This is a genomic window from Eubacteriaceae bacterium ES3 (assembly GCA_030586155.1).
Classification (GTDB): domain Bacteria; phylum Bacillota; class Clostridia; order Eubacteriales; family Eubacteriaceae; genus Acetobacterium.
The window spans coordinates 3,020,810-3,044,274 of sequence record CP130741.1 but is presented as its reverse complement, the minus strand read 5'-3'; the positions used below and the strand labels follow the sequence as shown (position 1 = coordinate 3,044,274).

Genomic DNA, 23,465 nt, shown 5'->3' with positions numbered 1-23,465 from the left:
AAAAAGGGGCTTCTTATGTTTTGAATATGTGCTAAAAATGATGCAAATTGTTCTAACCTGAAATGGCCTTTTAATGCGAAAGCTCGGGCTATAACCTACTTGCTTGCTTCCTCGATCGCAACGGCAACAGATACAGTCGCACCTACCATGGGGTTGTTACCCATTCCGATTAAGCCCATCATTTCAACGTGGGCAGGAACAGAAGATGAACCGGCAAACTGAGCATCAGAGTGCATACGGCCCATAGTATCGGTCATACCGTACGAAGCTGGACCAGCGGCCATGTTGTCTGGATGCAGGGTTCGTCCGGTTCCACCGCCGGAAGCAACAGAGAAGTATTTTTTGCCCTGTTCCAGAGCTTCTTTTTTATAAGTGCCGGCAACTGGATGCTGGAAACGGGTAGGGTTGGTTGAGTTTCCAGTAATAGAAACGTGAACGCCTTCATGATGCATGATGGCAACACCTTCCTGAACATCGTTACAGCCGTAGCAGTTGACAGCAGCTCTTTCACCTTTCGAATAAGGCGTTTTGCTGACAATTTTTAATTCGCCAGTTGCGTAATCATAGTCGGTTTTTACATAAGTAAAACCGTTGATACGAGAGATAATCAGAGCGGCATCTTTACCAAGGCCATTTAAAATAACCCGCAGTGGCTGCTTTCTGACTTTGTTGGCTGAACGGGCAATCCCAATGGCGCCTTCAGCAGCAGCAAAGGATTCGTGACCAGCCAGGAAGGCAAAACATTCCGTTTCGTCTCTTAAAAGCATGGCGCCAAGATTTCCATGGCCTAAACCAACTTTTCGCTGTTCGGCAACTGAGCCAGGGATACAGAATGCCTGCAGGCCTTCACCGATTACTTCAGCGGCGTCGGCGGCGTTAGTGATTCCCCGTTTAATGGCCAGGGCAGCACCTAAAGTATAGGCCCAGCAGGCGTTTTCAAAACAAATGGGCTGAATGCTTTTGACAAGTTCAGCGACATCAATGCCTTTTTCGTCGCAGATAGATTTTGCTTCTTCCAGGGAAGCAATGCCGTTTGCGGATAAGACAGATCCTATTTTATCAATTCGTCTTTCATAACTTTCAAATAATGCCATGTCTTCCTCCTATTCGTTTCGTGGATCGATGTATTTTACTGCATCATCAAATTGGCCGTACTGTCCGGAAGCTTTTTCCAGGGCATCGGCTGGCGTGTCACCTTTTTTGATGTTCTCCATCATTTTTCCAAGATGAACAAAGGAATAGCCAATAATTTCGTTATTTTCATTTAAGGCCAGTTCTTTAATATAACCTTCGGCAATATCAAGGTAACGGGGGCCTTTTTCAAGGGTGCCATAAGTGGTCCCAACCTGGCTGCGGAGTCCTTTTCCAAGATCTTCAAGACCAGCTCCAATCGGCAGGCCACCTTCAGAGAAAGCAGTTTGTGAACGTCCATAAACGATTTGCAGAAATAATTCCCGCATTGCTGTGTTAATGGCATCACAGACCAGGTCAGTATTTAATGCTTCCAAAATGGTTTTTCCCGGTAGAATTTCTGAGGCCATAGAAGCTGAATGAGTCATTCCTGAACATCCAATGGTTTCAATTAGACATTCTTCAATGATTCCGTCTTTGACATTTAATGTTAATTTGCAGGCTCCCTGCTGAGGTGCGCACCAGCCAATCCCGTGTGTCAGACCGGAGATATCAGTAACCTCCTTGGCCTGTACCCATTTTCCTTCTTCGGGTATAGGAGCAGCGCCATGTTTAGCATTGTTGCCGACGACACACATTCGTTTTACTTCATGAGAATATTCCATTCATAATCTCCCTTCAAAAAATTACTCTTTTAATTATAACCGTATTAAACTTAAAAAAACAGGTAATATTTTGACATATAAGAAAAAACAGGAAAAATATCATAGTTAGACAAAAAGTTTAATTGATGTAAAATTGAAATCGATGTAGAATAAGAAAGAATGGATAATTAGGCGAGGTCTATCCATTGTTATCAGTAACTTAAGGGTTTCTGATAAAACCGATGAAGGGATGAAAATGATGGAACTTAAGAATAAACTCAGCTTTGGCGCAATCAGTATTGACCGGTTAATGGAAGAGTATTTTGATCGCGACAAAACACTTGGTTTTTGTAAAGCGTGTCCTAATTACAGCAAGATCTGGTCATGCCCGCCATATCAGTTTGATGAAGAACTTTTTTTAAAACAATTTAAATATATGCATATTATCGGTAGACAGTATGAGGTACCCCGTAATGATATTCGTCTGATTCGCGATCCGAAAGCGATTTCTGATTATTGTACGGAAAAGATGGAAGCCATTAAAGTGATGACCTGGCAGACTCTGCTGGAAATCGAGAATGAAGTTGAAGGCGTGATGGGATTGATTCCCGGGTCTTGCCCGGTATGCCAGGTCCAGGGGATGGAATGCGCGCGAAAAAGTGGCCAGCCCTGTCGTTTTCCCAAACTTATGCGTTTTTCGCTGGAATCATTGGGCTTTAATGTGGTGGATCTGGTCAAATATGAGGTCGGAATGTCGACAAAATGGCCTGAAAATCAGCGGTTGCCGGAAATACTGACTTCAGTTTCGGCAATACTGTGTAATGAAGAGATCCCTAAAGAGGTGCTTAAAAAATATTTCCCGGACAAAAAGAAATCATGGGAAAGAAAAAATCCACTGATGGCTCAAAAGGAATTTCATACATCGGAAAAGATTATGCCGTCAGAAACGCTGCATGGTACTGCCCAGGCAAGCAAAGCAATAAATCGGATTATCGATGAGGAAATTCCACCTTATCAGCCGCAGAAAAGCTGGGTCGGCTTTAAGGCTGAGCGTGAAGAAGGCGAACCGCCGATGAAAAAAGGCTGGACAGTTACGATTCAGGGGGAGGAAGCGGAAAAGCCTGAGGTTGAATTACCGGCAGAAGTGGTGGAAGAACTCACTACAAAAGCTGAAATTCCCGAAGTAGCTGAAGAGATCACAGAAGTGGTTGAGGAAGTTGAGATAGTGGAGGCCAATCCGATAGTAGAAGAGGAAGATGATTCGAAATATAAGTGGCTGGGTTTTAAAGGCAATGTCGATGACTTTGACGAAATGCCCAAGCGCCCCATCCCCAAAATGTCGGAACTGATTCTGGAAGGGGATGATCCGGAAAGTGAGACTGAAAAAGAAGCCGCGTTAGAGCCTGAAGTAGTAGAACCTTCAGATGAACCAGCTGTTGCCATCGAGCAGACTACTATTGAATCGGTGGTCAGTGAACCTGCTACGGAAGAGAAAATTGTCGAGTCGGTGGTTGAAAAAGCAGCAGCTCCGGAAGAAGTCAAAGTTGTTAGAAAAACGGCTCCATCACTGGAAAAGACTATTTCAGATTTGGTTAAAGCGGCAGCAACGGGTGAGACGATAAAAACAGAAACGTCTGAAATGGAATCACCTAAAGCAGTAGAAACACCTGTGGAAGAGGATGACAGCAAGTATAAATGGCTGGGCTTCAAAGGTAAAGTGGACGAAGATGAAGAGAAAATTGTGACAAAATCAAGTCTTGCATCATTAGTCATTGAAGAATAAAAGGAAACCTAAGGAGGAGAAATATGTATTATTCAGCAGATATTGGTGTAATTGGCGGATCGGGTTTATATGAACTGTATCCTGATGTAAAAAAGATTGAAGTGGATACCCCTTACGGAAAACCATCGGATGAAATAAGCCTGGTCAAGGTTGGGGAAAAAACCATTGCTTTTCTGCCGCGACATCACAAGGATCATATTCTTAATCCATCAGAGATAAATTATCGGGCCAATATCTATGCCATGAAAATGCTGGGGATTAGGGCGCTGATTTCTCCTTGTTGTGTAGGCAGTCTGCGTTTTGAAATGAAGCCGGGAGATTTTGTGATAACCGATCAGTTTATCAATATGACCTCCGGGCGAAAAGATACCTTCTTTGAAAAACCCAAGGTTAACCACCTGAGTTCGGCCCATCCCTACGATCAGAATCTGCGGGAAAAAGCCATTGCATCAGCTAAAGAATGTGGAATTTCTGTTCATGATGGCGGAACGGTAGTAGTTATTAACGGACCGCGTTTTTCTACAGTAGCAGAAAGCCGGATGTTTGCCATGATGGGTGCTGATGTGGTCAATATGACCCAGTATCCCGAAGGATATCTTTGTCTGGAACAGGAAATTCCAGTGGTGAATATCGCGCTGATTACCGATTATGATGCGGGACTGGAAGTCCACCCGGAGATTAAGCCGGTAACCAATGAAGATGTGGTTCGTGTTTTGCATGAAAACTCAGAAAAAGTTAAAAAACTGATTTTTAATTTGATTGAAAAGATTGAGGGTTAATGTGAAACCAGTATATTTTGAAGATGAATCCCTCAAACTGATTGACCAGACCAGGCTTCCAACTGAATTTATCATCAGAACTTATACCGATTATCGGGAGATTGCAAAAGCGATCGTTGATATGATTGTCAGAGGCGCTCCGGCCATCGGTGTGACCGCCGGTTATGGGATGTATTTTGGCGCAAAAGAATATGAGAATGAAACAAGTCAGGAATTTTTGGCAGAAATGAAAAAAGTTGCCGGCCTACTGGCTTCGACCAGGCCAACAGCAGTTAATCTGTTCTGGGCGATTGACCGAATGGAAAAGGTCATTAAGAAAAATGAAGCACTATCTCCGATTGAGATTACAGCTCTTCTTAAAGAAGAGGCGCATAATATTTGTGCAGAAGATATTCAGATGTGTCGTGACATGGGCGCCTTTGGGGCTGAGCTGATTCATCAGGGCGATACGATTTTAACCCATTGTAATGCGGGCGCACTGGCCACGGCAGACTATGGAACAGCCTTGGGTGTGATTCGGGCAGCCCATGAACAGGGAAAAGAAATTTCTGTTTATGCTGATGAAACCAGACCGTTTTTGCAGGGAGCCAGACTAACTGCATATGAACTTCATGCTGATGATATTCCGGTCACTCTGATTACCGATAATATGGCCGGTTGGATGATGAAACAGGGGAAAATCGATGGTGTTGTAGTTGGTGCTGACAGGATTGCTTCAAATGGAGATGTAGCCAATAAGATCGGGACTTACTCAGTTTCAGTTTTGGCAAAAGCCCATGGGATTCCCATGTATGTGGCAGCTCCCACATCAACCATAGATTTTTCAATTGAATCCGGCGATGAAATCATTATCGAAGAACGCAGTACCCGTGAGATCAGCCATGTTGGTGAAGTGCAGGTTGCTCCAGATGGAATTAGAATGGAAAATCCGGCCTTTGATGTAACCCCTCATCAGAATGTGACGGCAATTATTACTGAAAAAGGCGTGGTTTATCCACCGTATGATATTAATATCAAAAAATTGAAATAATGAGAAGTTAAAGTTACGATACTTCTCAAAGTGAAACAGTGTCATGACGTGGACCCGGTTATGGACCCAAGTTAACTTGAGTGTCTTTAACCGGGTTTTATTTAATTATAAAGAGGTATTAGCGATGAAATACAGTATGTTTTCCTGGTTTGGTTTTTTTATGCCTTTTGAAGAACGCATTAAAATGATTGCTGAAGGCGGTTTTGACGCGGCGATGATCTCATGGGAAGATGAATTTGAACCGTGGGCCCTTGAGAAAGAGGAATTTCCTGAGATTGTCAGAAAATTGGGACTGGAAATTACCAATATCCATGCCCCTTTTATGGGCTATAATGATATTTGGGAAGCGTCAAGAATGGAAATCACACCTAAAGTTCGGCAGTTTCAGGGCTTTATCAAAGATTGTTATGACTTCGATATCCCAACAATAGTTGTTCATACCAATGATTTGGATGATTTTACACCGGACCTGGACAAGGGGCGGGCGTTTTTCTCTGAACTGGCGGATACTGCCGAAAAATATGGCATTAATCTGGCAGTGGAAAATGTATCAAGACAGTATCTGCTTGACTTTTTGCTGGAAGAAATAGATGCCCTCCGTTTTGGAATGTGTTATGACAGTTCGCACGATTTTTTGGAGGAAGAGAATTGCGGGAAAATTCTGCGAAAACATAAGGAAAGAATTAAAGCCCTGCATCTATCGGATAACGATTTTTTAAAAGATCGACATTGGATTCCGGGGGAAGGTTTGATCCCCTTTGATGAGATTATGCCGGAAATTTTTAGCGTCCAAAGCATTGAGACGATTTCTTATGAAGTGATTGCCAGCGAAAAATGGCAGGGTCAAGATCCCCTTGCTTTTACTTCTTCTGTTCGCGAAAGTTTGAGCACTAAAAAGGAATGGAAATAATAAATTGAAATCGCTCTGAAATTATGGTAAACTTTAAAAATAATTTAATAATGTATTGAGGAAAAGGGTGAAAAGCCCTACAGCCCCCGCTACTGTAATTGCAGACGAAGTTTTTATAAGCCACTGTCTTAGGATGGGAAGGAAAAGCAGAGGATGAAGCAAAAGTCAGGAAACTCAGATCGTAATTTTCTTCGGAGGGAAGAAGCCTGTTAAACAAAGTTTAAGTCCAGCTTCCCAGAAGCTGGACTTTTGTTTGGTCCTTATAGAGTCACTAAAGGAGGGACGGAATGTGAATTATTTTATGCTGGCAGGGATCAGCAGCAATGTGGGTAAAACCACGGTGACCATGGGGATCATGGGTGCCCTGAAAAACAGAAAATTAAAAGTGAAACCTTTTAAAACCGGACCGGACTATATCGATCCGATGTTTCACCGTTTTGTGACCGGAGAGGATTCGATCAATCTGGATACCTGGATGCTGAGTGAAGAAGTTGTCAGACAGCTTTTTGACCGGCGCATGGAAGAGAATGATGTCGGCGTACTTGAAGGCGTTATGGGTTTGTACGATGGCAATCGGCTGGAGTCCGAGAAGGGAAGTTCGGCTTATTTGTCTAAGCTTGTCGATGCACCGGTTATTTTAATAATCAACGGTCGCGGGATGGCTAAATCGGCAGCGGCCCTGGTCAAGGGCTATATGGATTTTGATCCCGACGTCAACATTAAAGGGGTTATTATCAATCGTATTTCATCAGAATCCCATTATCAGCTTTTGAAAGAAATGATTGAAGCTTACAATCCGGTGACTTGTCTGGGCTATTTCCCAGAAACACCGGAAATTATTATGGACAGTAGACATTTAGGACTTGTTCCGGTTGAGGAGCTTGAGGGGTTTCGTGAAAAAGTTGAGAAGGCGGCCGAAATTGCTGAAAAAACCATTGATTTAGATAAACTGCTGGAAATCAGTGAACGTCCAGTACGAAAACCAAATCGGCCCGATCCTTTTTTGCGTTTAAATGAAACATATAAAGGGCTAAAGATTGGAATTCCGCGAGATCGGGCCTTCAACTTTTATTATGATGATAATTTAAGAGCCTTAGAAAATGCTGGCGTTTCGCTGGTAGAGTTTAGTCCGATTAATGATAAATGTTTGCCGCAAGGTCTGGATGGTCTTTATATTGGCGGTGGATTCCCGGAAATTTTTGCTAAGGAGCTGGAGAAAAATACTTCAATGCTTGAAGATATCCGTAAAAAACTGGAGGCGGGACTGCCCTGCTATGCAGAATGCGGTGGGTTAATGTACCTGACTGAAAGAATTACTAATAATGAAGGCCAGTCTTTTGAGATGGTGGGTTTTCTAAAGGCACAGGCGAAAATGACTAAAAAGCTGCAGCGTTTTGGCTATGTGGATCTTTGTGCTTTTATAGGTGGTCAGTCAATCGAGAGCAGAGGGCACGAGTTTCATCACAGCCTGATTGAATCGGAAGAAGAGCTGCAGACCGCCTATGTCATTTCCAAACGTGGAAAAACATGGACCTGTGGCTATACCCAAAATAATGTTCTGGCCGGTTATCCCCACATTCATTTTTACAGTAACCCTAAATTTTTGGAGGCTCTTTTGAGCGTTGTAAAAAATCATCGGGAGGCTACACAATGAAAAAGGTGATTGTTAAAAGCCCGGGAACTTGCGGTGAATATATTCAGGGCTGGTTTGAGGGCAGTCCCTGTTTAATTTCCAGCCCGATTGACCGGTATTCAACAATTACCATCGAAGCGGGTGAATTCAGAAACAGTAATCTGAAGTTTAAAGCCCAGAAAATGGCCAGACTGATTTTTGAGCGTTATGGAATTGCCAGAAACCAGTGGGAACGACTGATGATCACCCATCAGAGCCAGATCCCGGAGAAAAAAGGAATGGCAAGTTCGACAGCTGATCTGTCCGGAGTCGCGGCAGGTTTGTCAGCTTATTATGATCTGGGTTTAAAGTCAATAGATATTGGTCGATTATGTGCGGAAATAGAGCCTTCAGACAATTTGATGTTCGAGAAGCTAAATTTATTTAATCATATAACGGGTCAGGTGCTAAAAGAACTTGATGGCCTGATCGAAGCGAACTTGATGATTGTTGATTTTTGTGGTGGGATTGACACCATGACTTTCAATGAATCCCAGGACGATTATTCGCAGAAAGATTTGGGTATTTTTAGAAAAATTATCAGTGAGTTTGAACAGGGACTTGCTGATAATGATTTGAAAAAAATAGGCAGAGCCTGTACTTTGAGTGCTTATTTGAACCAGAAGCGGCTGCCCAAAAAGCATTTGGATCTGATGGTGGATCTGATGGAAGAATGCGGTGGGCTGGGAACGGTGATCGGCCATAGCGGGACAGTAATTGGCGTGATGTACGAAGAAAACGCTTTTGACAAGGTATTGTTTTTAGAAGGTGTTAAAAAACGTTTGCCGACAGAAGACTATACCGGTGTTTTTGAAAATCGCCTGATTGGTGGCGGTATTGAAATTGACTGCAGTGATGCTCGACAGTTCTGTTTGAATCAGCAGTCCAGTTAAAATTTAAGGAGACTAAAATGGAATATATTAATAATCCGAGAGAAATTGAAGAACGCAGTTTTGAAATTATTACCGAAGAATTGGGAGATAAGGTATTTCCCGATGATATTGCCCCAATTGTTAAGCGAATCATTCATACAACCGCTGATTTTGAGTATGCAGATCTTTTAGAATTCTGTAATGACGGCTATGCTAAAGGAATGGAAGCGCTCAAAAAAGGCAAGAAAATCTATGCCGATACGCGAATGATTCAGGTTGGCGTTAATAAAAAAGCTCTTGCAGATCACGGGATTGAAATTGTCAATTATGTTCACGAACCCGAAGTGATGAAAGAAGCTAAGGAGCGGGGTGTAACCCGTTCAACAGTGGCTATTCAAAAAGCCCTGGCAGATGAGTCGGTGGGAATTTTTGCAATCGGCAATGCCCCAACAGCACTTTATACTTTAATTGAGGCTATTAAATCGGGTAGTGCCAAACCAGACCTGATTATTGGTGCGCCAATTGGTTTTGTTGGTGCAGCGGAATCAAAGCAGGCACTGGATGCTATTGACAGCCCTTATGTGCGCATTAACGGACGAAAAGGTGGCAGTCCGGTAGTTGCAGCGATTTTAAATGCCATGCTGTATCAACTGGGAAGGGAATGGTAGATTGATGAGTAAAGGAATTTTTTATGGGATTGGTGTCGGACCGGGAGATCCTGATCTGTTGACCGTCAAAGCGGCGAGAGTGCTTAAAGACTGTGATGTGGTAATTACACCTACTAAGAAAATGGGGACTGACAGTATTGCCTTTAATATTGTTAAACCGCATATTGAGGATTTGTCAAAATGTCTGGAAATGAACTTCCCGATGATTTCATTAAGTGCCGAGCGAGAAACCTTGGAAGCCCAGTGGAAGAAAAATGCCGATGAGATCGAAGAACTTTTAAATCAGGGTAAGGATGTTGCATTTATTACGTTGGGAGATCCTATGGTTTTCTCCACTTATTCCTATGTCATGGAGTTTCTGCTAGAACGTGATATCGAAGTGGTAACCCTATCAGGTATTCCTTCTTTCTGTAATCTGGGGGCTCAGCTAAACATTCCCCTGACTCAAGGTGAAGAATCTTTAGGTGTTGTGGCAATGACTCAGCCGATTGAAGAAATCAGACAGATTCTTGATGCGCATAAAAATATCGTGGTAATGAAAATTTCCGCCAATAACCAGTTGATGGCAGAAGAACTGGAAGCCCGTGGACTTGAAAAATCTTTTGTACTGGTTTCCAATATTGGAATGGAAACCCAGAATGTGGTTACGGATATCAATGTTTTAAAAGGAAAAATCCCCTACCTGTCAACAATGCTGATCAAAAAAGATTATCCTCTTTTTAAGGATTGAGCCAATGTTTGACAAAACCATTGAAAAGAACGGAAAAGTCTTGCGTTACGGTTATACCACTGGTTCCTGTGCAACGGCCGCCACTAAAGCGGCCCTTTTGATGTTTTTAAATCAGGATAAGCAGGAGAGTGTTTTAATAAAAACGCCCAAAGGCTGGGATCTGGATTTGCTGATTCATGATCAGCATTTTGACAGTCATGAAGCCTCCTGTTCAGTGATTAAAGACAGCGGGGATGATCCGGATGTGACCAATGGGATAAAAATATTTTCCAGAGTTTTTCCGGCAAAAGAAGAAGGTGTACACTTTTTTGCAGGCCAGGGTGTTGGCACCGTGACTTCGCCGGGCTTAAGCGTCCCAGTGGGCCAGGCGGCTATTAACCCTGTTCCCCGGGAGATGATTCGGGAAGTTATTGCTGAAGTGTTGGCTCAAACCGGCCATCAGGGAAGTGAAGGCTGGAATGTGGAAATCTCGATTCCTCAGGGTGTAGAACTGGCCAAACGGACCTTTAATCCAAAACTTGGGATTGAAGGTGGACTTTCGGTTATTGGGACGTCAGGCATTGTTGAGCCGATGAGTGAAGAGGCACTAAAAGCCTCATTAAAACTTGAGTTGTCGGTATTAAAAGCCAAGGGCCTGGAGCATATTATTTTTGTTCCCGGAAATTACGGAAAAGATTTTGCAAATGAATTGAATCTTCCGGAATCGGCCTTGATTAAAACCAGCAACTATCTTGGGTTTATGCTGGATGAAGCAGAACGGATGGAAATTAAAAAAATTCTTTTAATCGGTCATCTGGGTAAACTAGTCAAGGTAGCTGGCGGGATATTTAATACCCACAGCAATGTAGCTGATGCTCGGATGGAAGTTTTAACGGCTTATGCCGGATTATTAGGTGGGGAACAGGACCTTTTAAAGGCGATTATGGAGTCTAAAACCACTGACGAAGCAACTGATTTAATTCTTAAATCTGAGATACCTGATTATTTTAATGTACTCGCTGAGGCGGTTAAAAGAAGAGTTGCTGATCGGGTTTATGGCAATATCGACATTGAAGTTATTATTTTCTCCCGGGAACTGGGTTTCCTGGGTCAGAGTAAGGACGCTTCTGAAATGAGGGACAGCTTATGTATCAATTGAAAATTATTGGTCTGGGACCGGGTCATCCGGATTATATTTTGCCGATCGCTAAAAAAGAAATAGAAGAAGCTCAAGTTATTCTTTGTGGGAGACGCCATACGGAAAGTTTTTCTACAGAAGGCAAAGAGATTTTATATATTGGCGAAGGGATTTCTCTAAGTGCGTTAATGGATCGGGTTGTTTCGGTTTATCAGAGTAAAAAAACGGCCCTGGTGGTATCTGGAGATACGGGTTTCTATAGTCTCCTGACTTACGCAAAAAAGAGGGTTCCGGAGGATGAGATTGTCTCAATTCCCGGGATCAGTTCGATGCAGTATTTTTTTGCCAAGTTAAACAGAAGCTGGGAGCGTGCCAGATTGGCTAGTCTTCATGGGCGTACTTTTGATCTTTTGGAGTCGCTTGAAAACAATACAGTCTTGGGGCTTTTAACCGATAAGGAACAGAATACTGCTTTTATTGGGAATAAGCTTAGTGAAATGGGATTTGACCAGTGTATTTTGTATGTGGGAGAGGACTTGTCTTATCCGACCGAAAAAATAACGCGATTAACAGTCGAAGAAGCAAAAACTTTTAAAGAAGAAGGACTGGCAGTGGTGGTGATTATTAATGAGTAAAATAGCAGGTTATAAAGACGAAGAATATATTCGCGGTAAGGCTCCAATGACAAAGCGGGAGATTCGGATACTGACAATTTCTCTTTTGGGGATTGAAGAAACCAATACCGTGGTGGATATTGGAGCTGGAACCGGAGGACTGACCATGGAAGCCGCTTATGCTGCTGGCCAGGGCAAAGTCTACGCGGTGGAAGCGAAAGAATCAGCGCTAGAGCTGATTAAAAAGAATCAGGAAAAATTTGCTGCTGGTCATGTTGAAATTATCGCAGGGAAAGCACCGGCAGTCCTTGGTCAAATTACCGAACCGGTAGACCGGGTAATCATTGGTGGATCTGGTGGTAACCTTGGTGAATTGCTGGACTGGTGTCTTGAAAATGTGCGGGCAAATGGTCGAGTCATAGCTAATTTTGTGACCCTGGAGAATGCGGCGCAAGCAGTTTCTCTGATGAATAAGAAATTTAAAAATGTGGAGATGATTCAGGTGGGTATCAGTCGCGGAGAAGGTATAGGTGGTCTGACCATGTTAAAAGCGGCCAATCCGATTTTTATCATTACTGGGGATTTATAATATTTTTTAGAAATGTATAAATTATCTTGACATTAGACTGGTTATAAGGTAGAATATAATCAATTAAATAGTGAACTTGTCCTATACTCAAGGGAAAAAGGTGTAAATCCTTTGCTGTAATCGCAGCTGTAATGCATGATGACCGTTTTGATGCCACTGTTAATATTAATGGGAAGGCTAACGGGAAGTTTTAGTGCAGAGCCAGAAGACCTGTTGTAGTGACTTTCTTACAAACCTCCGATTTAGAGTAAGTTAAGAACATCAGAGTAACTCTTATGTATGATTCTTATATCCTTCTCTTTGGAGAAGGATTTTTTTATTGGTTTCTTTCTCCTAACCAATTCAAGAAACGTGAGATAAATGGACATCTCCAAGTCAGTATTTAATTACCCTTCTTCCGGGGATGGTGTGTGACATCCCCGTTCCTTTGCTTTCATTAATTTATTTAAATAGAAAAATCATTCCTTCCTTTGAATTTTTCTGGCCGAAAATTCAAAGAATGGGCGCTCGATTGAGCGTCCTTTTTTTATCTGTTTGTGGTAGAATAAGAAAAAATCGATGAGGTGAACGATGAAATTTCATTATCTGCAGCACGTGGCCTTTGAAAATCCCGGGATTATCCTTGAGTGGATTAAAGAAAATAATCATACCGTGACCCACACCCGTCTGGATTTAAATGAAGAGCTGCCGGAAGAACAGGCATTTGAAGCTCTGATTGTAATGGGCGGTCCAATGAATATCTATGAGGAAGACCAGTATCCCTGGCTTAGAGCGGAAAAAGCTTTTATTAAAAAAGCGATTGATGAAAATAAATTTGTAATGGGAATCTGTCTTGGGGCCCAGCTGATTGCTGATGTGATTGGCGGCAAGGTTAAAAGAAACAGAGAAACGGAGATTGGCTGGTTTCCCATCCAGGCAAGAGGTGAAAATAGTGACCTTCTGCCTGGATTAAACGAAAATCCGGTGGTTTTTCACTGGCATGGCGATTACTTCACTGACTTACCCCCAGAGGCTGTTGTTTTTGCTCAAAGTGATGGCTGTCTGCATCAGGGTTTTGTCTATAGAAATAATGTTTTTGGTTTTCAGTTCCACCTGGAAAATACAATGCAGATTATTAACGATCTGGTTGAAAACTGCGGAGATGAAATGATTCCGGGGCCCTTTGTCCAGAGTCCGGAACAAGTCCTTGGTCAGACGGAGCTAATAAAAAGTAATAATCGCATTATGAAAGCTTTTTTAACTGGAGTTTTTAAGGATTAATCTGAAATAAAGGTAAAAGAGTTTCAATTCCAAGTCCTCTGCGCGTCTATATGGTCGCATTTGCTTACAGGGTATTGGCCAAGCTTTGATAAAAAATAGTATCTTTAAATTGAATATAATTGACATATGCCAATTACTGCGCTATAATCTTTATAAACATATGTTCATAAATAATTGTGGCAAAAAAGGCAGGTGAAATAAAGATGGGAAAAAATATCAAGTTGTCCTCAGCCAAGGAAGATTATCTGAAAGTAATGCTGACGATGTCCGATCAGAAGGAAATTCATTCTTGTGATGTAGCAGACGCTTTAGGAGTGACCCGCGCCAGTGTCAGCCATATGATGATGGTATTAACCCAAGACGGACTGGTGAGCAAGCAGAAATACGGGAAAGTCTGTTTGACGCCTGAAGGCAAGAGCAGGGCTATGGAAATTTCCAGAAGATATGATCTTTTAAAAGGTTTTTTAGGGGGGTTTTTGGGAGTTGAAGCGGAAGTAGCTGCAAGGGATGCCTGCCAGATAGAGCATCTGGTCAGTCTGGAAACTTTAAATAAAATTGAAAAACAAATGCAGAATCGTGTTTAATCCTAAAGATCTGTCTGATCCTTTGGACACGATAAATTATATGAGATAAAAAGCCCAGTTGCATTGACGCACTTGGGCTTTTTTACTCTGTGCATTTGTGACGATGGTTGCCTTTGCATTGATCTATGCTTTTGTGTACAAAATGACGGCAAAAGTTTATTATCGGCTGGTTAAGAGCGGCGAAAAAATTTAAAAAAGGGAGTTATAATTTCTTGATTTGAAAAAAACGGCAAAATAGTTTCATTAAAATAAAGATTATAACTTTCCTGCGATTGTAGATAAAAAGAGCTGTACAATTTGCCAATTGATGGTATAATAATGGGGTAAATGAATAAATAATGTATAAATTCGTTTAGGCTGATTTAATCATCGAGGGAATCTGGTGAAAGTCCAGAGCGATCCGGTCACTGTAAATAGTTAAGTTCTCTTTAAAATGTCACTGGGATATAAACTGGGAAGGCGAGAGAAATATAAGCTATAAGTCAGGAAACCTACTAAACAGAAGTACTAAGATATCCTTCCAGGGAAAAGGGAAGTTAGTAACATTGACCGTATTGATCCTGCGACGTTTTATTAAACTAGGGATCAGTTAATCCGCTTATTAGACCTCTTTTTCTTTAATGGAAAAGAGGTTTTTTTGTATGGACGCATGCCGGTGTGGACATTGTAAAAACGCTTTTGCCCTGATTGATATATAAAGCATTATGGAGGAATTTATGTCTTTTAAAGAAAAGAAAATTATAACCATGGTGGGGATTTTTGCGCTATTTTTCGGGATTTATCCGGTAGCTAACGCAATGCACATCATGGAAGGCTATTTGCCTGTTACATATTGTGTGATATGGGGAGCTTTGTGTCTGCCATTTTTAGTGGCTGGTTATTTGTCAATTAAGAAAAAGGTTGAGGTTAATCGTTCTGCGATTACTATGTACGCGATGGCAGGGGCATTCATCTTTATTCTGTCATCCCTAAAGATTCCATCAGTAACCGGGAGCTGTTCGCATATGACAGGAACCGGCCTGGGGGCGATTTTATTTGGACCTACAGCAGTTTCTATTTTAGGCCTCATTGTCCTGATTTTTCAGGCGATTCTTCTGGCCCATGGTGGTTTGACAACACTGGGTGCTAATACCTTTTCAATGGCTATAGCCGGACCTTTTGCAGCATATGGTATCTATATTTTATGCAAAAGAGTAAAGTTAAATAAGCATGTAACAATTTTTCTGGCAGCAGCACTCGGCGATCTGTTTACCTACATGGTGACGAGCTTCCAATTGGCAATAGCTTATCCATCTGAAGTCGGTGGGGTGATGGCATCTGTAGCCAAGTTTTTGGCAGTCTTTGCACCGACTCAATTACCGCTTGCTATTATTGAAGGGATTTTGACTGTGGTCATTATGATTACTCTTGAATCTTATGCCTCCAATGAATTAATGGGGCTGGGAGTTTTGGAAAGAGGTGAAGTACAATGACATCGGCAAATAAAAGAACGATTCTGATTTTGTTGGTGATAGTGTTTTTAATTGCCCTGGTTCCTCTGTTTTTATTGCAGGGGGCTGAGTTTGGTGGATCTGATGATGCGGGCAGTCAGGTTGTTTCGGAAATTACCGGAACTGAGTATGAGCCCTGGTTTACACCGGTAATGGAAAATTGGATTAACGGTGAAATTCCAGGTGAAGTAGAAAGTCTGATGTTCTGTTTACAGACAGGCATTGGCGTAGGCGTTTTGTTTTTCTTCATTGGCAAGTTTTCTGAACGGACTAAATGGGAAAAGAAAACCGGGAAAAAATTGAGTGATTACGAAAAAGAAGAATAAGCAATTATTAAATTGCAGAGAATGAAAGTTGAATTCCAATCTAAAGGGTTCTTGTTTAGATTGGAATTTTACACTTTAAGCTAAAAAATGATAAGGAATAAAAGATGGAAAACGAACCGATTTTAAATGTGGTTGATCTTGCATACACATATGGCAACGGACAGGTTGGTCTGGACGGGGTTAATCTTACAATCAACGAGGGAGAAAAGATCGCCGTTCTGGGCTCAAACGGAGCGGGAAAATCCACGTTTTTTTTGAACATCAATGGCGTCTTGACACCGGAAAAGGGTGGTATTTCCTATCGTGGAACATTGATCAATAAAAAAAACCTGAAGCAGCTGCGAAAGAATATCGGGATTGTTTTTCAGGATGCAGATAATCAGATTATCGCTTCAACAGTCAAAGCTGAAGTTGCTTTTGGACCGATGAATTTAAAACTTCCTAAGGAGGAAGTTTTAAGTCGGGTTGAAGAAGCGCTGAGCTATATGAATATATTGGAATATAAAGATCGGCCACCCCATTATTTAAGTGGTGGTGAAAAAAAACGGGTGTCAATTGCAGATATCATTGCAATGAAGCCGGAAATAATTATTTTCGACGAACCCACAGCTGCCTTGGATCCGCTGAATGCCCAAATGCTGGAAGAAGTGCTTGGAAAACTCAGTCAGGAAGGGAAAACCATGATGATTTCCACTCATGATGTGGATTTTGCCTATCGCTGGGCCGAGCGAATTGTTGTTTTCGCCGAAGGGAAAATTATTGCTGATGGTTTACCATTAGATATTTTTAGAGACCACGAAGTTTTGCAGAAAGCAAACCTGACTAAACCGATGATGCTGGAGGTTTATGAGACATTAGTCAAAAATCAGGTTTTGGAAGACGATTCAGAGGCACCTCGAAGCATCGAGGCATTTAATGCATTGTTTAAAGATTGTAAAATCAGAAATCTGGAAATGGTACTGTAGAAAAAGAGGAAGTTGATGCAACAATTAATTGTAATCAGCCTGGCGATCATGTATATATTGATGATCGTGGTGGCTGTGATAAAAGAAAAGAAAACCCCTCACAGTCATCATCACCATCGTGGACATAAACACGGGGAAGGATTTGAGCTGGACGTGCATGCTTTTGCATCGCACCTGAAAAGTTGGAGTCCGGAATTTAAAGTCGGGCTGGCCGTTGTCCTGCTTTTAATCTGTATTATACTTGATAACCCCGGCGTTTCAATCATGATACTTATGGCAACAGGCTATTTGACGATGATTAAGGGTGGGCTAGCTGTTCGGGAATATTTTTCGCTGATGACAATTCCTTTGAGTTTTATTCTGTTAGGAACGATAACCATTGGGATTGATTTCTCCTGGCAGCCAATTGATGTGTATGCTCTTCATCTGGGCTTTTTTTATATCAATACTTCACCGGAAAAAATTATCGAAATGCTTTTAATGATGCTAAAGGTCTTTGCCGCCGTCTCAGCTCTTTTGATGATGTCCTTGACTACACCGTCTTCTGAAATTATTTCAGTGATGAGAAAAGCACATGTTCCAAGTCTGATTATCGAACTGATGAATTTGATCTATCGTTATATTTTTATTTTAATGGATGTCTTTATCAAGATGAAAAATTCGGCCAGCTCAAGGGAAGGCTACTGTGATTATCGGACGTCGCTGAGAACTTTTGGCGGAATAGTTGGAAATATGCTGATTGTTTCCATGAAAAAGGCCAGCGCTTATTATACCGCGATGGAAGCCCGGTGTTATGATGGTGAACTTTTGTTTCTGGAAGATGAAAAAGAGATTAGAGGCGTACAGCTTCTGGCAGCTGCTTTACTGATTACCGGGATTTTTCTGGTCTGGTGGCTGACAAGTTTTTAAGAAAAGTGTTCTGGCAGATTGGGCGAGCAATTTTGTCCGAAGACGGTTAGAGAGTGCATTTTTTAATTTGCCCCTGCCTGGGGGACTGAAAAAAGTGCATTGATAAAGAAAATGATAAGGAGGTTTAAGATGAAACTGGTAGTTGTGGGCATTAATCATAAGGATACGCCCCTGGAAATACGGGAAAAAGGTGCATTTATCCGGCGCACCATTAATGAAGGAATTGAGCAATTGCTTGAAAAAAAGCCAATCAAAGAGGTCATTATTTTATCAACCTGTAATCGCAGTGAAATCTATGTGGCAACCTCAGACCCGGATCAGGCCGTTGAGATTTTAAAAGACTTTTATATTAATGAGAAATCCTCGCTTTTAAAACCCTATTTATTCGAAAAGAAAGAACGGGAAGCGCTTTATCATCTTTATGAGGTCGTAACGGGACTTGATTCGATGATTCTGGGTGAAGACCAGATTCTGGGCCAGGCTAAAGATGCTCTGGAGATTTCTCAGGAACAGAATGGCTGTGGAAAATATCTGACCAAGATGTTTCGGGAGGCGGTTACCTTTACCAAAAAAGTTAAAACTGAGTATAAAATCTCTGAAACGCCATTATCTCTGAGTTCTACTGCGATAAAACATATTAAAAGAACCTACCCGGAAGATTTTGGCGATAAAAAAATTCTGATTATCGGGTCAGGAAAAATGGGGATTTTAGCCCTTAGGTATATGAAAGCAGAAGGCTTTCAGAACCCCTATATGACCAATCGAACCTATCATCATATGGATAGCTGTGAGACAATACATGAAAATGTCCAGCGGGTTTATTATGAAGACCGTTATGATTTGCTTGAAGAAATGGATGTGGTGATTTCGGCTACGGCCTCGCCCCACATTATTTTAAAAGCTGAAAAAATAGCCCCCCGCAAAAAGCCGCTGATCGTAATGGACTTGGCCTTACCCCGGGATATTGAAGAAGGGGTTGGGGATTTGCCCATGGTCGAGCTTCTAACCATCGATCATTTTAAGGATATCATGGACGAGAAAATGGCTTACCGGGTTGAAGTGGCTAAAAAAATCGAGCAGGAAATCCATGTTGAAATTGAGGGGCTCTTGTCCTGGATCACCCACGCAAAAGTTGATAACATGGTCAGAGATCTTAACGAAACCTCCCGTAATCTGGCAGAAGAGACCATTGAAATTCTGCTTGGGAAAATGAGCCTTGACGAAAAGGAAGAAAAATTTCTGGCCAAGATCATTCGCTCAAAATTCAGAGAAATGGTAATGCCGCCGATTAAGCAGCTCAAGCAGCTGGACAGTGAAGAAGCGATTCTGGGGATCGAAAAAACCGTGACCTATCTGTTCGCATCAGATTCGGAAAAAAAGTATGATTCCACTGCTGTTTAGTCTTAAAAACCAGAGAATCCTGGTTGTTGGTGGTGGCGAAATTGCAACCCGACGGGTATCTACCTTGTTATCAGAAGGCGGTCAGGTGACCTGTGTCAGTGCTGAGTTCTCAGAAGAACTTAAAGGTTTGACCAATGAGCAACTGCTTTTGAAACAGAAAAAATATGAGCGGGCAGACCTCACCGATGTTACCCTGGTGGTGGCAGCTACAGCCAGCAGTAAAACCAATGAAACAGTCAGGCTGGATTGTAAAAGTATGGGTATTTTATGTAATCGGGTGGACTGTCACGAAGATTCAGATTTTATTTTCCCATCGACTTTAAGACGTGGGGATTTGTCAATTTCTGTTTGCACAGAAGGAGCCAGTCCCACCTTGACGAAAAAAATTGTCCGCGAATTAAAGACTGAATATGATGAAAGTTATGAACGAAAGGTCGAGCTGTTAAAAAATTTGCGTCAGATTGTTCTGACTCAGAAACAGATCGATGTCAATACCCGGGAAATGCTTAATCAGCTGGCGGATTACACCGTTTCAGAACTTGAAGAAAAACTTGATCAATACAATAAAACGCTATAGGAGAATTGCATGAAAATAAAAGTTGGAACCAGAGGAAGCCAGTTGGCAACAGTGCAAAGTCAGTGGCTGCTGGATGTTTTAAAGCGTGCCCATCCTCAAATTGAATTCGAGATGGTGATTATTAAAACAAAAGGCGATCAGATCCAGAATAAACCCCTCGATAAGATTGGTGATAAAGGCCTTTTTACCAAAGAGCTGGAAGATGCACTTTTGTCAGGCGAAATCGACATGGCGATCCACAGTATGAAGGATATGCCTTCAAAACTTCCTGAAGGCCTAGTGCTTACGGTTCCGCCAGTCAGAGAAGACCCCCGTGATGTCCTTTTAACCAGACATCCGGTTAAAAGTGTGATGGAACTGCCAAAGAATGCAGTCGTTGCAACGGGCAGCAAAAGGCGGATAGCGGGCCTTAAAGCACTCCGGTCTGATTTTGAAATTGTGGGAATCCGTGGTAATATTGACACCCGAATCCGAAAAATGACAGAACAGAACCTTGATGGAATTGTCCTGGCAGCAGCCGGCTTAAAACGAATCAATAAATTTGAATCGTCTGAATATACGACTATTGCTTTGGATGAAGAGACTTTTATCCCCGCACCGGCCCAGGGAATTTTGGCCGTTGAAATGAAGGAAGGCAATGAAACAGTTGAAAAAATAATGGCTGCGGTGACAGATCAAAATACACTGATTCAGATGAAGGCAGAACGCAGCTTTTTGAAAGCACTAAACGGTTCCTGCCATATTCCAGTGGGGGCTTATTGCCAGGTTGGTGAAAAAGAGTTAACTCTGTATGGCCTTTATGGCACCGAAGACGGGAAGACCGTAGTTACACAAAAATTATCCGGACAATTTGAGGAGGCAGAAGAATTGGGAGAAAAGCTGGCAGCAAGCTGTTATCAGAAGGTACATGGTAAAAAAGGAAAAGTCTATTTGGCTGGTGGCGGCTGTGGAGATCCAGAGCTGATTACTGTCAAAGCCATGGAAATCCTTAGAAAAGCCGATGTCGTAGTTTATGATGCCCTAGTCAATGAAAGCTTTCTAAAAGAAGCCCGGTCTGACGCTGAGATTATCTATGTCGGAAAACGGGCTGCTAATCATGCCATGAAACAGGAAGAGATCAATGCCCTGCTGGTTGAAAAAGGGCTTGAAGGAAAACTGGTTCTGCGTTTAAAAGGCGGCGATCCCTATGTCTTTGGTCGTGGTGGTGAAGAAGGCGAAGATCTTTATGATGCTGGAGTCAGCTTTGAAGTGATACCTGGGATTACCTCTGTTATTGGCGGTCTTGCTTATGCGGGTATTCCTATTACCCATCGGGATTGCGTTTCTTCTTTCCATGTGGTAACCGGTCACTTAAAATCCAATGCTTATGATGGTTCTTCAGATCTGGATTGGGAGACATTAGGAAAACTCAAGGGCACCATTGTTTTCCTGATGGGCGTTAAGAACCTGGAAAAGATTTGCGCTGAGCTGATGAAAAACGGTATGGATCCTGAGATGCCGGCAGCAGTGGTACACCGGGCATCAACCCCCTATCAGCGGGTGGTAACCGGAAATCTTAAAACCATTTATGGGATTGCCACAGAAGAAAAGATTACGGCACCAAGTCTGATTGTAGTTGGAGAAGTCGTCACTAAAAGGGAAAAACTACAGTTCTTTGACACTAAACCCTTGTTTGGCAAAAACATTGTAGTGACCCGATCCCGGGAACAAAGCTCACAAATGTCTGAAAAGATTCGCGAACTGGGCGGAAATCCGATTGAGTATCCGACCATTAAAATTGTCCCGATCAACGAAGAACAATTGGATGATAAAATCCAGAAACTTAAAGACTATACCCATATTATTTTCACCAGTGTTAATGGGGTGGAAGTGTTCTTTGATGGAATGAACCGCTTAAGTAAGGATGCCAGAGCTTTTGGTGACATTCATATTACGGCTATCGGTGAAGGAACCAGAAAAGCCCTGTTAGAACGGGGTCTTGCAGCAGATTTTGTTCCAAAGAAATATGTCGGAGAAGAGCTGGTAGAAGGGTTGGCCCCACTGCTTGATAAAAGCTCTAAAGTTTTACTCCCGCGTTCTAAAAATGCTCGAATCTATGTGGCAGAGGAGCTTTCAAAAATCTGTAGTGTAGATGAGGTCCAGTCCTATGAAACTATCCGCGAGGATCTGGAAGATGTGGATATGGGAAGTCTTTTACAGACTGGCCAGGTTGATCTGATTACTTTTACCAGTTCGACAACGGTTGAGTATTTTCTGGAAAAAGCGGGCGCTGATAACCTGCCTTATATCAATCAGACAAAAACTGTATCGATTGGCCCCCAGACCTCTCAGAAATGTCTTGAACTGGGAATTAACGTAGGAATTGAAGCAGAAGTCTATACGATTAATGGGATGATTGATGCTATCCTGAAAGAAATTAAATAGAGGAGAAAAAGAATGTTACCGACACGATTACGAAAAAATACGGCGATCAGAAATCTGATCAGGGAAACCCGACTGAGTATGAATGATGTCATCTATCCACTTTTTATCGTGGATGGCGAAGGCGTAAAAAAAGAAATCGGGTCGATGAAAGGCCAATACCATTTATCTCTGGATATGCTTGAAGCAGAAGTGGCAGAACTTAGAGAAATGGGAATTCGATATCTGATTCTCTTTGGTGTGCCAGACGAAAAAGATGAGATGGCCATGCCGGCTTTTGATGAAAACGGACTGATTCAGCAGGGGATTCGAATCATTAAAAAAGCCGATCCGGAAATGTATGTGATCACCGATGTTTGCCTTTGTGAATACAAAAGCGATGGACACTGCTGCTTCTTTGAAGAAAATGGGGAGATTCAGAGAGAAAAGACCTTGGGGATTCTAAGTAAAACCGCGCTCAGCCATGTTCTGGCTGGTGCGGATATGGTAGCCCCTTCCGATATGATGGATGGTCGCATTGGTCATATGCGAAAAACTTTGGATCTGGCTGGTTTCGAGTCTATTCCGATTATGTCTTATGCCGCAAAATACGCATCTAGCTTCTATGGACCTTTTAGAGAAGCAGCTAATTCGGCTCCGGCTTTTGGCGATCGTCGGTCTTATCAGATGGACCCGGCGAACTCCCGGGAGGCTTTAAAGGAAATGCAGCTGGACATTGAAGAAGGTGCCGATATTATTATGGTCAAACCGGCTATGCCTTATCTGGATATTCTGGTTCAGGGTATAGAGCTTTCTTATCTGCCAATGGCAGCTTACCAGGTCAGCGGTGAATATGCCATGATTAAAAATGCTGTCGATGCGGGTTTGATGGACCAGAAAGTCATTTATGAAAGCCTGATTTCCATTAAACGGGCTGGTGCAGATATGATCATCACCTATTTTGCCAAAGAACTGCCGGCTTTAATCGAGCAGTTTGAAGGATAAGGAGAAAAA

The 23,465-nt window shown here is 42.2% G+C and carries 23 protein-coding genes and 3 riboswitches; of the genes, 21 read left to right on the top strand and 2 right to left on the bottom strand.

Going from position 1 to position 23,465, the window contains the following annotated elements:
• Positions 1-95: 95 nt before the first annotated feature.
• Together Q5O24_14040 and Q5O24_14035 are read right to left on the bottom strand one after the other, a co-directional pair.
• Positions 96-1,094, bottom strand: coding sequence for a GGGtGRT protein (locus Q5O24_14040; protein ID WKY47458.1), 999 nt, complete (start codon positions 1,092-1,094; stop codon positions 96-98).
• 9 nt (positions 1,095-1,103) lie between these two features.
• Positions 1,104-1,796 (bottom strand): iron-sulfur cluster assembly scaffold protein, encoded by a 693-nt coding sequence (locus Q5O24_14035; protein ID WKY47457.1) that lies wholly within the window; start codon positions 1,794-1,796, stop codon positions 1,104-1,106.
• A 229-nt stretch (positions 1,797-2,025) separates the two neighbouring features.
• On the opposite strand from Q5O24_14035, the gene Q5O24_14030 reads away from it, so the two are divergent.
• The 21 genes from Q5O24_14030 to hemB all read left to right on the top strand — a co-directional run bounded on the left by Q5O24_14030 (position 2,026) and on the right by hemB (position 23,456).
• Positions 2,026-3,558, top strand: coding sequence for a DUF2284 domain-containing protein (locus Q5O24_14030; protein ID WKY47456.1), 1,533 nt, complete (start codon positions 2,026-2,028; stop codon positions 3,556-3,558).
• A 23-nt stretch (positions 3,559-3,581) separates the two neighbouring features.
• Entirely contained in the window at positions 3,582-4,337 is a 756-nt protein-coding gene (locus tag Q5O24_14025) for an MTAP family purine nucleoside phosphorylase (GenBank protein WKY47455.1), read from the top strand.
• Position 4,338: 1 nt separating this feature from the next.
• Positions 4,339-5,367, top strand: coding sequence for an S-methyl-5-thioribose-1-phosphate isomerase (gene mtnA, locus Q5O24_14020; GenBank protein ID WKY47454.1), 1,029 nt, complete (start codon positions 4,339-4,341; stop codon positions 5,365-5,367).
• Positions 5,368-5,491: 124 nt separating this feature from the next.
• Positions 5,492-6,277, top strand: a complete 786-nt coding sequence (locus Q5O24_14015) for a sugar phosphate isomerase/epimerase (protein ID WKY47453.1) — start codon at positions 5,492-5,494, stop codon at positions 6,275-6,277.
• 16 nt (positions 6,278-6,293) lie between these two features.
• Positions 6,294-6,470: riboswitch (cobalamin riboswitch) on the top strand.
• Between the two features lie 96 nt (positions 6,471-6,566).
• Positions 6,567-7,931, top strand: a complete 1,365-nt coding sequence (locus tag Q5O24_14010) for a cobyrinate a,c-diamide synthase (GenBank protein ID WKY47452.1) — start codon at positions 6,567-6,569, stop codon at positions 7,929-7,931.
• Positions 7,928-8,842, top strand: coding sequence for a GHMP kinase (locus tag Q5O24_14005; GenBank protein ID WKY47451.1), 915 nt, complete (start codon positions 7,928-7,930; stop codon positions 8,840-8,842). Before Q5O24_14010 ends, Q5O24_14005 begins: the two co-directional genes overlap by 4 nt.
• Before the next feature lie 17 nt (positions 8,843-8,859).
• Complete coding sequence (locus tag Q5O24_14000; protein WKY47450.1) at positions 8,860-9,489, top strand: precorrin-8X methylmutase; 630 nt, start codon at positions 8,860-8,862, stop codon at positions 9,487-9,489.
• Between the two features lie 4 nt (positions 9,490-9,493).
• Positions 9,494-10,219, top strand: a complete 726-nt coding sequence (gene cobI / locus Q5O24_13995) for a precorrin-2 C(20)-methyltransferase (GenBank protein WKY47449.1) — start codon at positions 9,494-9,496, stop codon at positions 10,217-10,219.
• 4 nt (positions 10,220-10,223) lie between these two features.
• A complete protein-coding gene (gene cbiD, locus Q5O24_13990) occupies positions 10,224-11,357 on the top strand; it encodes a cobalt-precorrin-5B (C(1))-methyltransferase CbiD (protein ID WKY47448.1) in 1,134 nt (377 codons plus the stop codon).
• Positions 11,345-11,971: a precorrin-6y C5,15-methyltransferase (decarboxylating) subunit CbiE gene (gene cbiE / locus Q5O24_13985; protein ID WKY47447.1), complete on the top strand. Its 627-nt coding sequence runs from the start codon at positions 11,345-11,347 to the stop codon at positions 11,969-11,971. Before cbiD ends, cbiE begins: the two co-directional genes overlap by 13 nt.
• Positions 11,964-12,539 (top strand): precorrin-6Y C5,15-methyltransferase (decarboxylating) subunit CbiT, encoded by a 576-nt coding sequence (gene cbiT, locus Q5O24_13980; protein ID WKY47446.1) that lies wholly within the window; start codon positions 11,964-11,966, stop codon positions 12,537-12,539. Before cbiE ends, cbiT begins: the two co-directional genes overlap by 8 nt.
• Before the next feature lie 48 nt (positions 12,540-12,587).
• A riboswitch (cobalamin riboswitch) is annotated at positions 12,588-12,772 on the top strand.
• 337 nt (positions 12,773-13,109) lie between these two features.
• Positions 13,110-13,799, top strand: coding sequence for a type 1 glutamine amidotransferase (locus tag Q5O24_13975; protein ID WKY47445.1), 690 nt, complete (start codon positions 13,110-13,112; stop codon positions 13,797-13,799).
• Between the two features lie 203 nt (positions 13,800-14,002).
• Positions 14,003-14,383: a metal-dependent transcriptional regulator gene (locus Q5O24_13970; protein ID WKY47444.1), complete on the top strand. Its 381-nt coding sequence runs from the start codon at positions 14,003-14,005 to the stop codon at positions 14,381-14,383.
• A gap of 336 nt (positions 14,384-14,719) precedes the next feature.
• A riboswitch (cobalamin riboswitch) is annotated at positions 14,720-14,897 on the top strand.
• A 202-nt stretch (positions 14,898-15,099) separates the two neighbouring features.
• Positions 15,100-15,855 carry an energy-coupling factor ABC transporter permease gene (locus Q5O24_13965; GenBank protein WKY47443.1) on the top strand — a complete coding sequence of 252 codons (756 nt, stop codon included), beginning with the start codon at positions 15,100-15,102 and terminating at the stop codon, positions 15,853-15,855.
• Positions 15,852-16,199 carry a cobalt transport protein CbiN gene (locus Q5O24_13960; protein WKY47442.1) on the top strand — a complete coding sequence of 116 codons (348 nt, stop codon included), beginning with the start codon at positions 15,852-15,854 and terminating at the stop codon, positions 16,197-16,199. Before Q5O24_13965 ends, Q5O24_13960 begins: the two co-directional genes overlap by 4 nt.
• Before the next feature lie 104 nt (positions 16,200-16,303).
• Complete coding sequence (locus tag Q5O24_13955) at positions 16,304-17,164, top strand: energy-coupling factor ABC transporter ATP-binding protein (protein WKY47441.1); 861 nt, start codon at positions 16,304-16,306, stop codon at positions 17,162-17,164.
• Positions 17,165-17,179: 15 nt separating this feature from the next.
• Positions 17,180-18,073, top strand: coding sequence for a cobalt ECF transporter T component CbiQ (gene cbiQ, locus Q5O24_13950; protein ID WKY47440.1), 894 nt, complete (start codon positions 17,180-17,182; stop codon positions 18,071-18,073).
• A 129-nt stretch (positions 18,074-18,202) separates the two neighbouring features.
• A complete protein-coding gene (gene hemA / locus Q5O24_13945) occupies positions 18,203-19,474 on the top strand; it encodes a glutamyl-tRNA reductase (GenBank protein ID WKY47439.1) in 1,272 nt (423 codons plus the stop codon).
• Positions 19,455-20,051: a bifunctional precorrin-2 dehydrogenase/sirohydrochlorin ferrochelatase gene (locus Q5O24_13940; protein ID WKY47438.1), complete on the top strand. Its 597-nt coding sequence runs from the start codon at positions 19,455-19,457 to the stop codon at positions 20,049-20,051. The genes hemA and Q5O24_13940 overlap by 20 nt, the downstream gene beginning before the upstream one ends.
• A gap of 9 nt (positions 20,052-20,060) precedes the next feature.
• Entirely contained in the window at positions 20,061-22,475 is a 2,415-nt protein-coding gene (hemC, locus tag Q5O24_13935) for a hydroxymethylbilane synthase (protein WKY47437.1), read from the top strand.
• A 12-nt stretch (positions 22,476-22,487) separates the two neighbouring features.
• Positions 22,488-23,456 carry a porphobilinogen synthase gene (hemB, locus tag Q5O24_13930; protein WKY47436.1) on the top strand — a complete coding sequence of 323 codons (969 nt, stop codon included), beginning with the start codon at positions 22,488-22,490 and terminating at the stop codon, positions 23,454-23,456.
• The last annotated feature ends 9 nt before the right edge of the window (positions 23,457-23,465 follow it).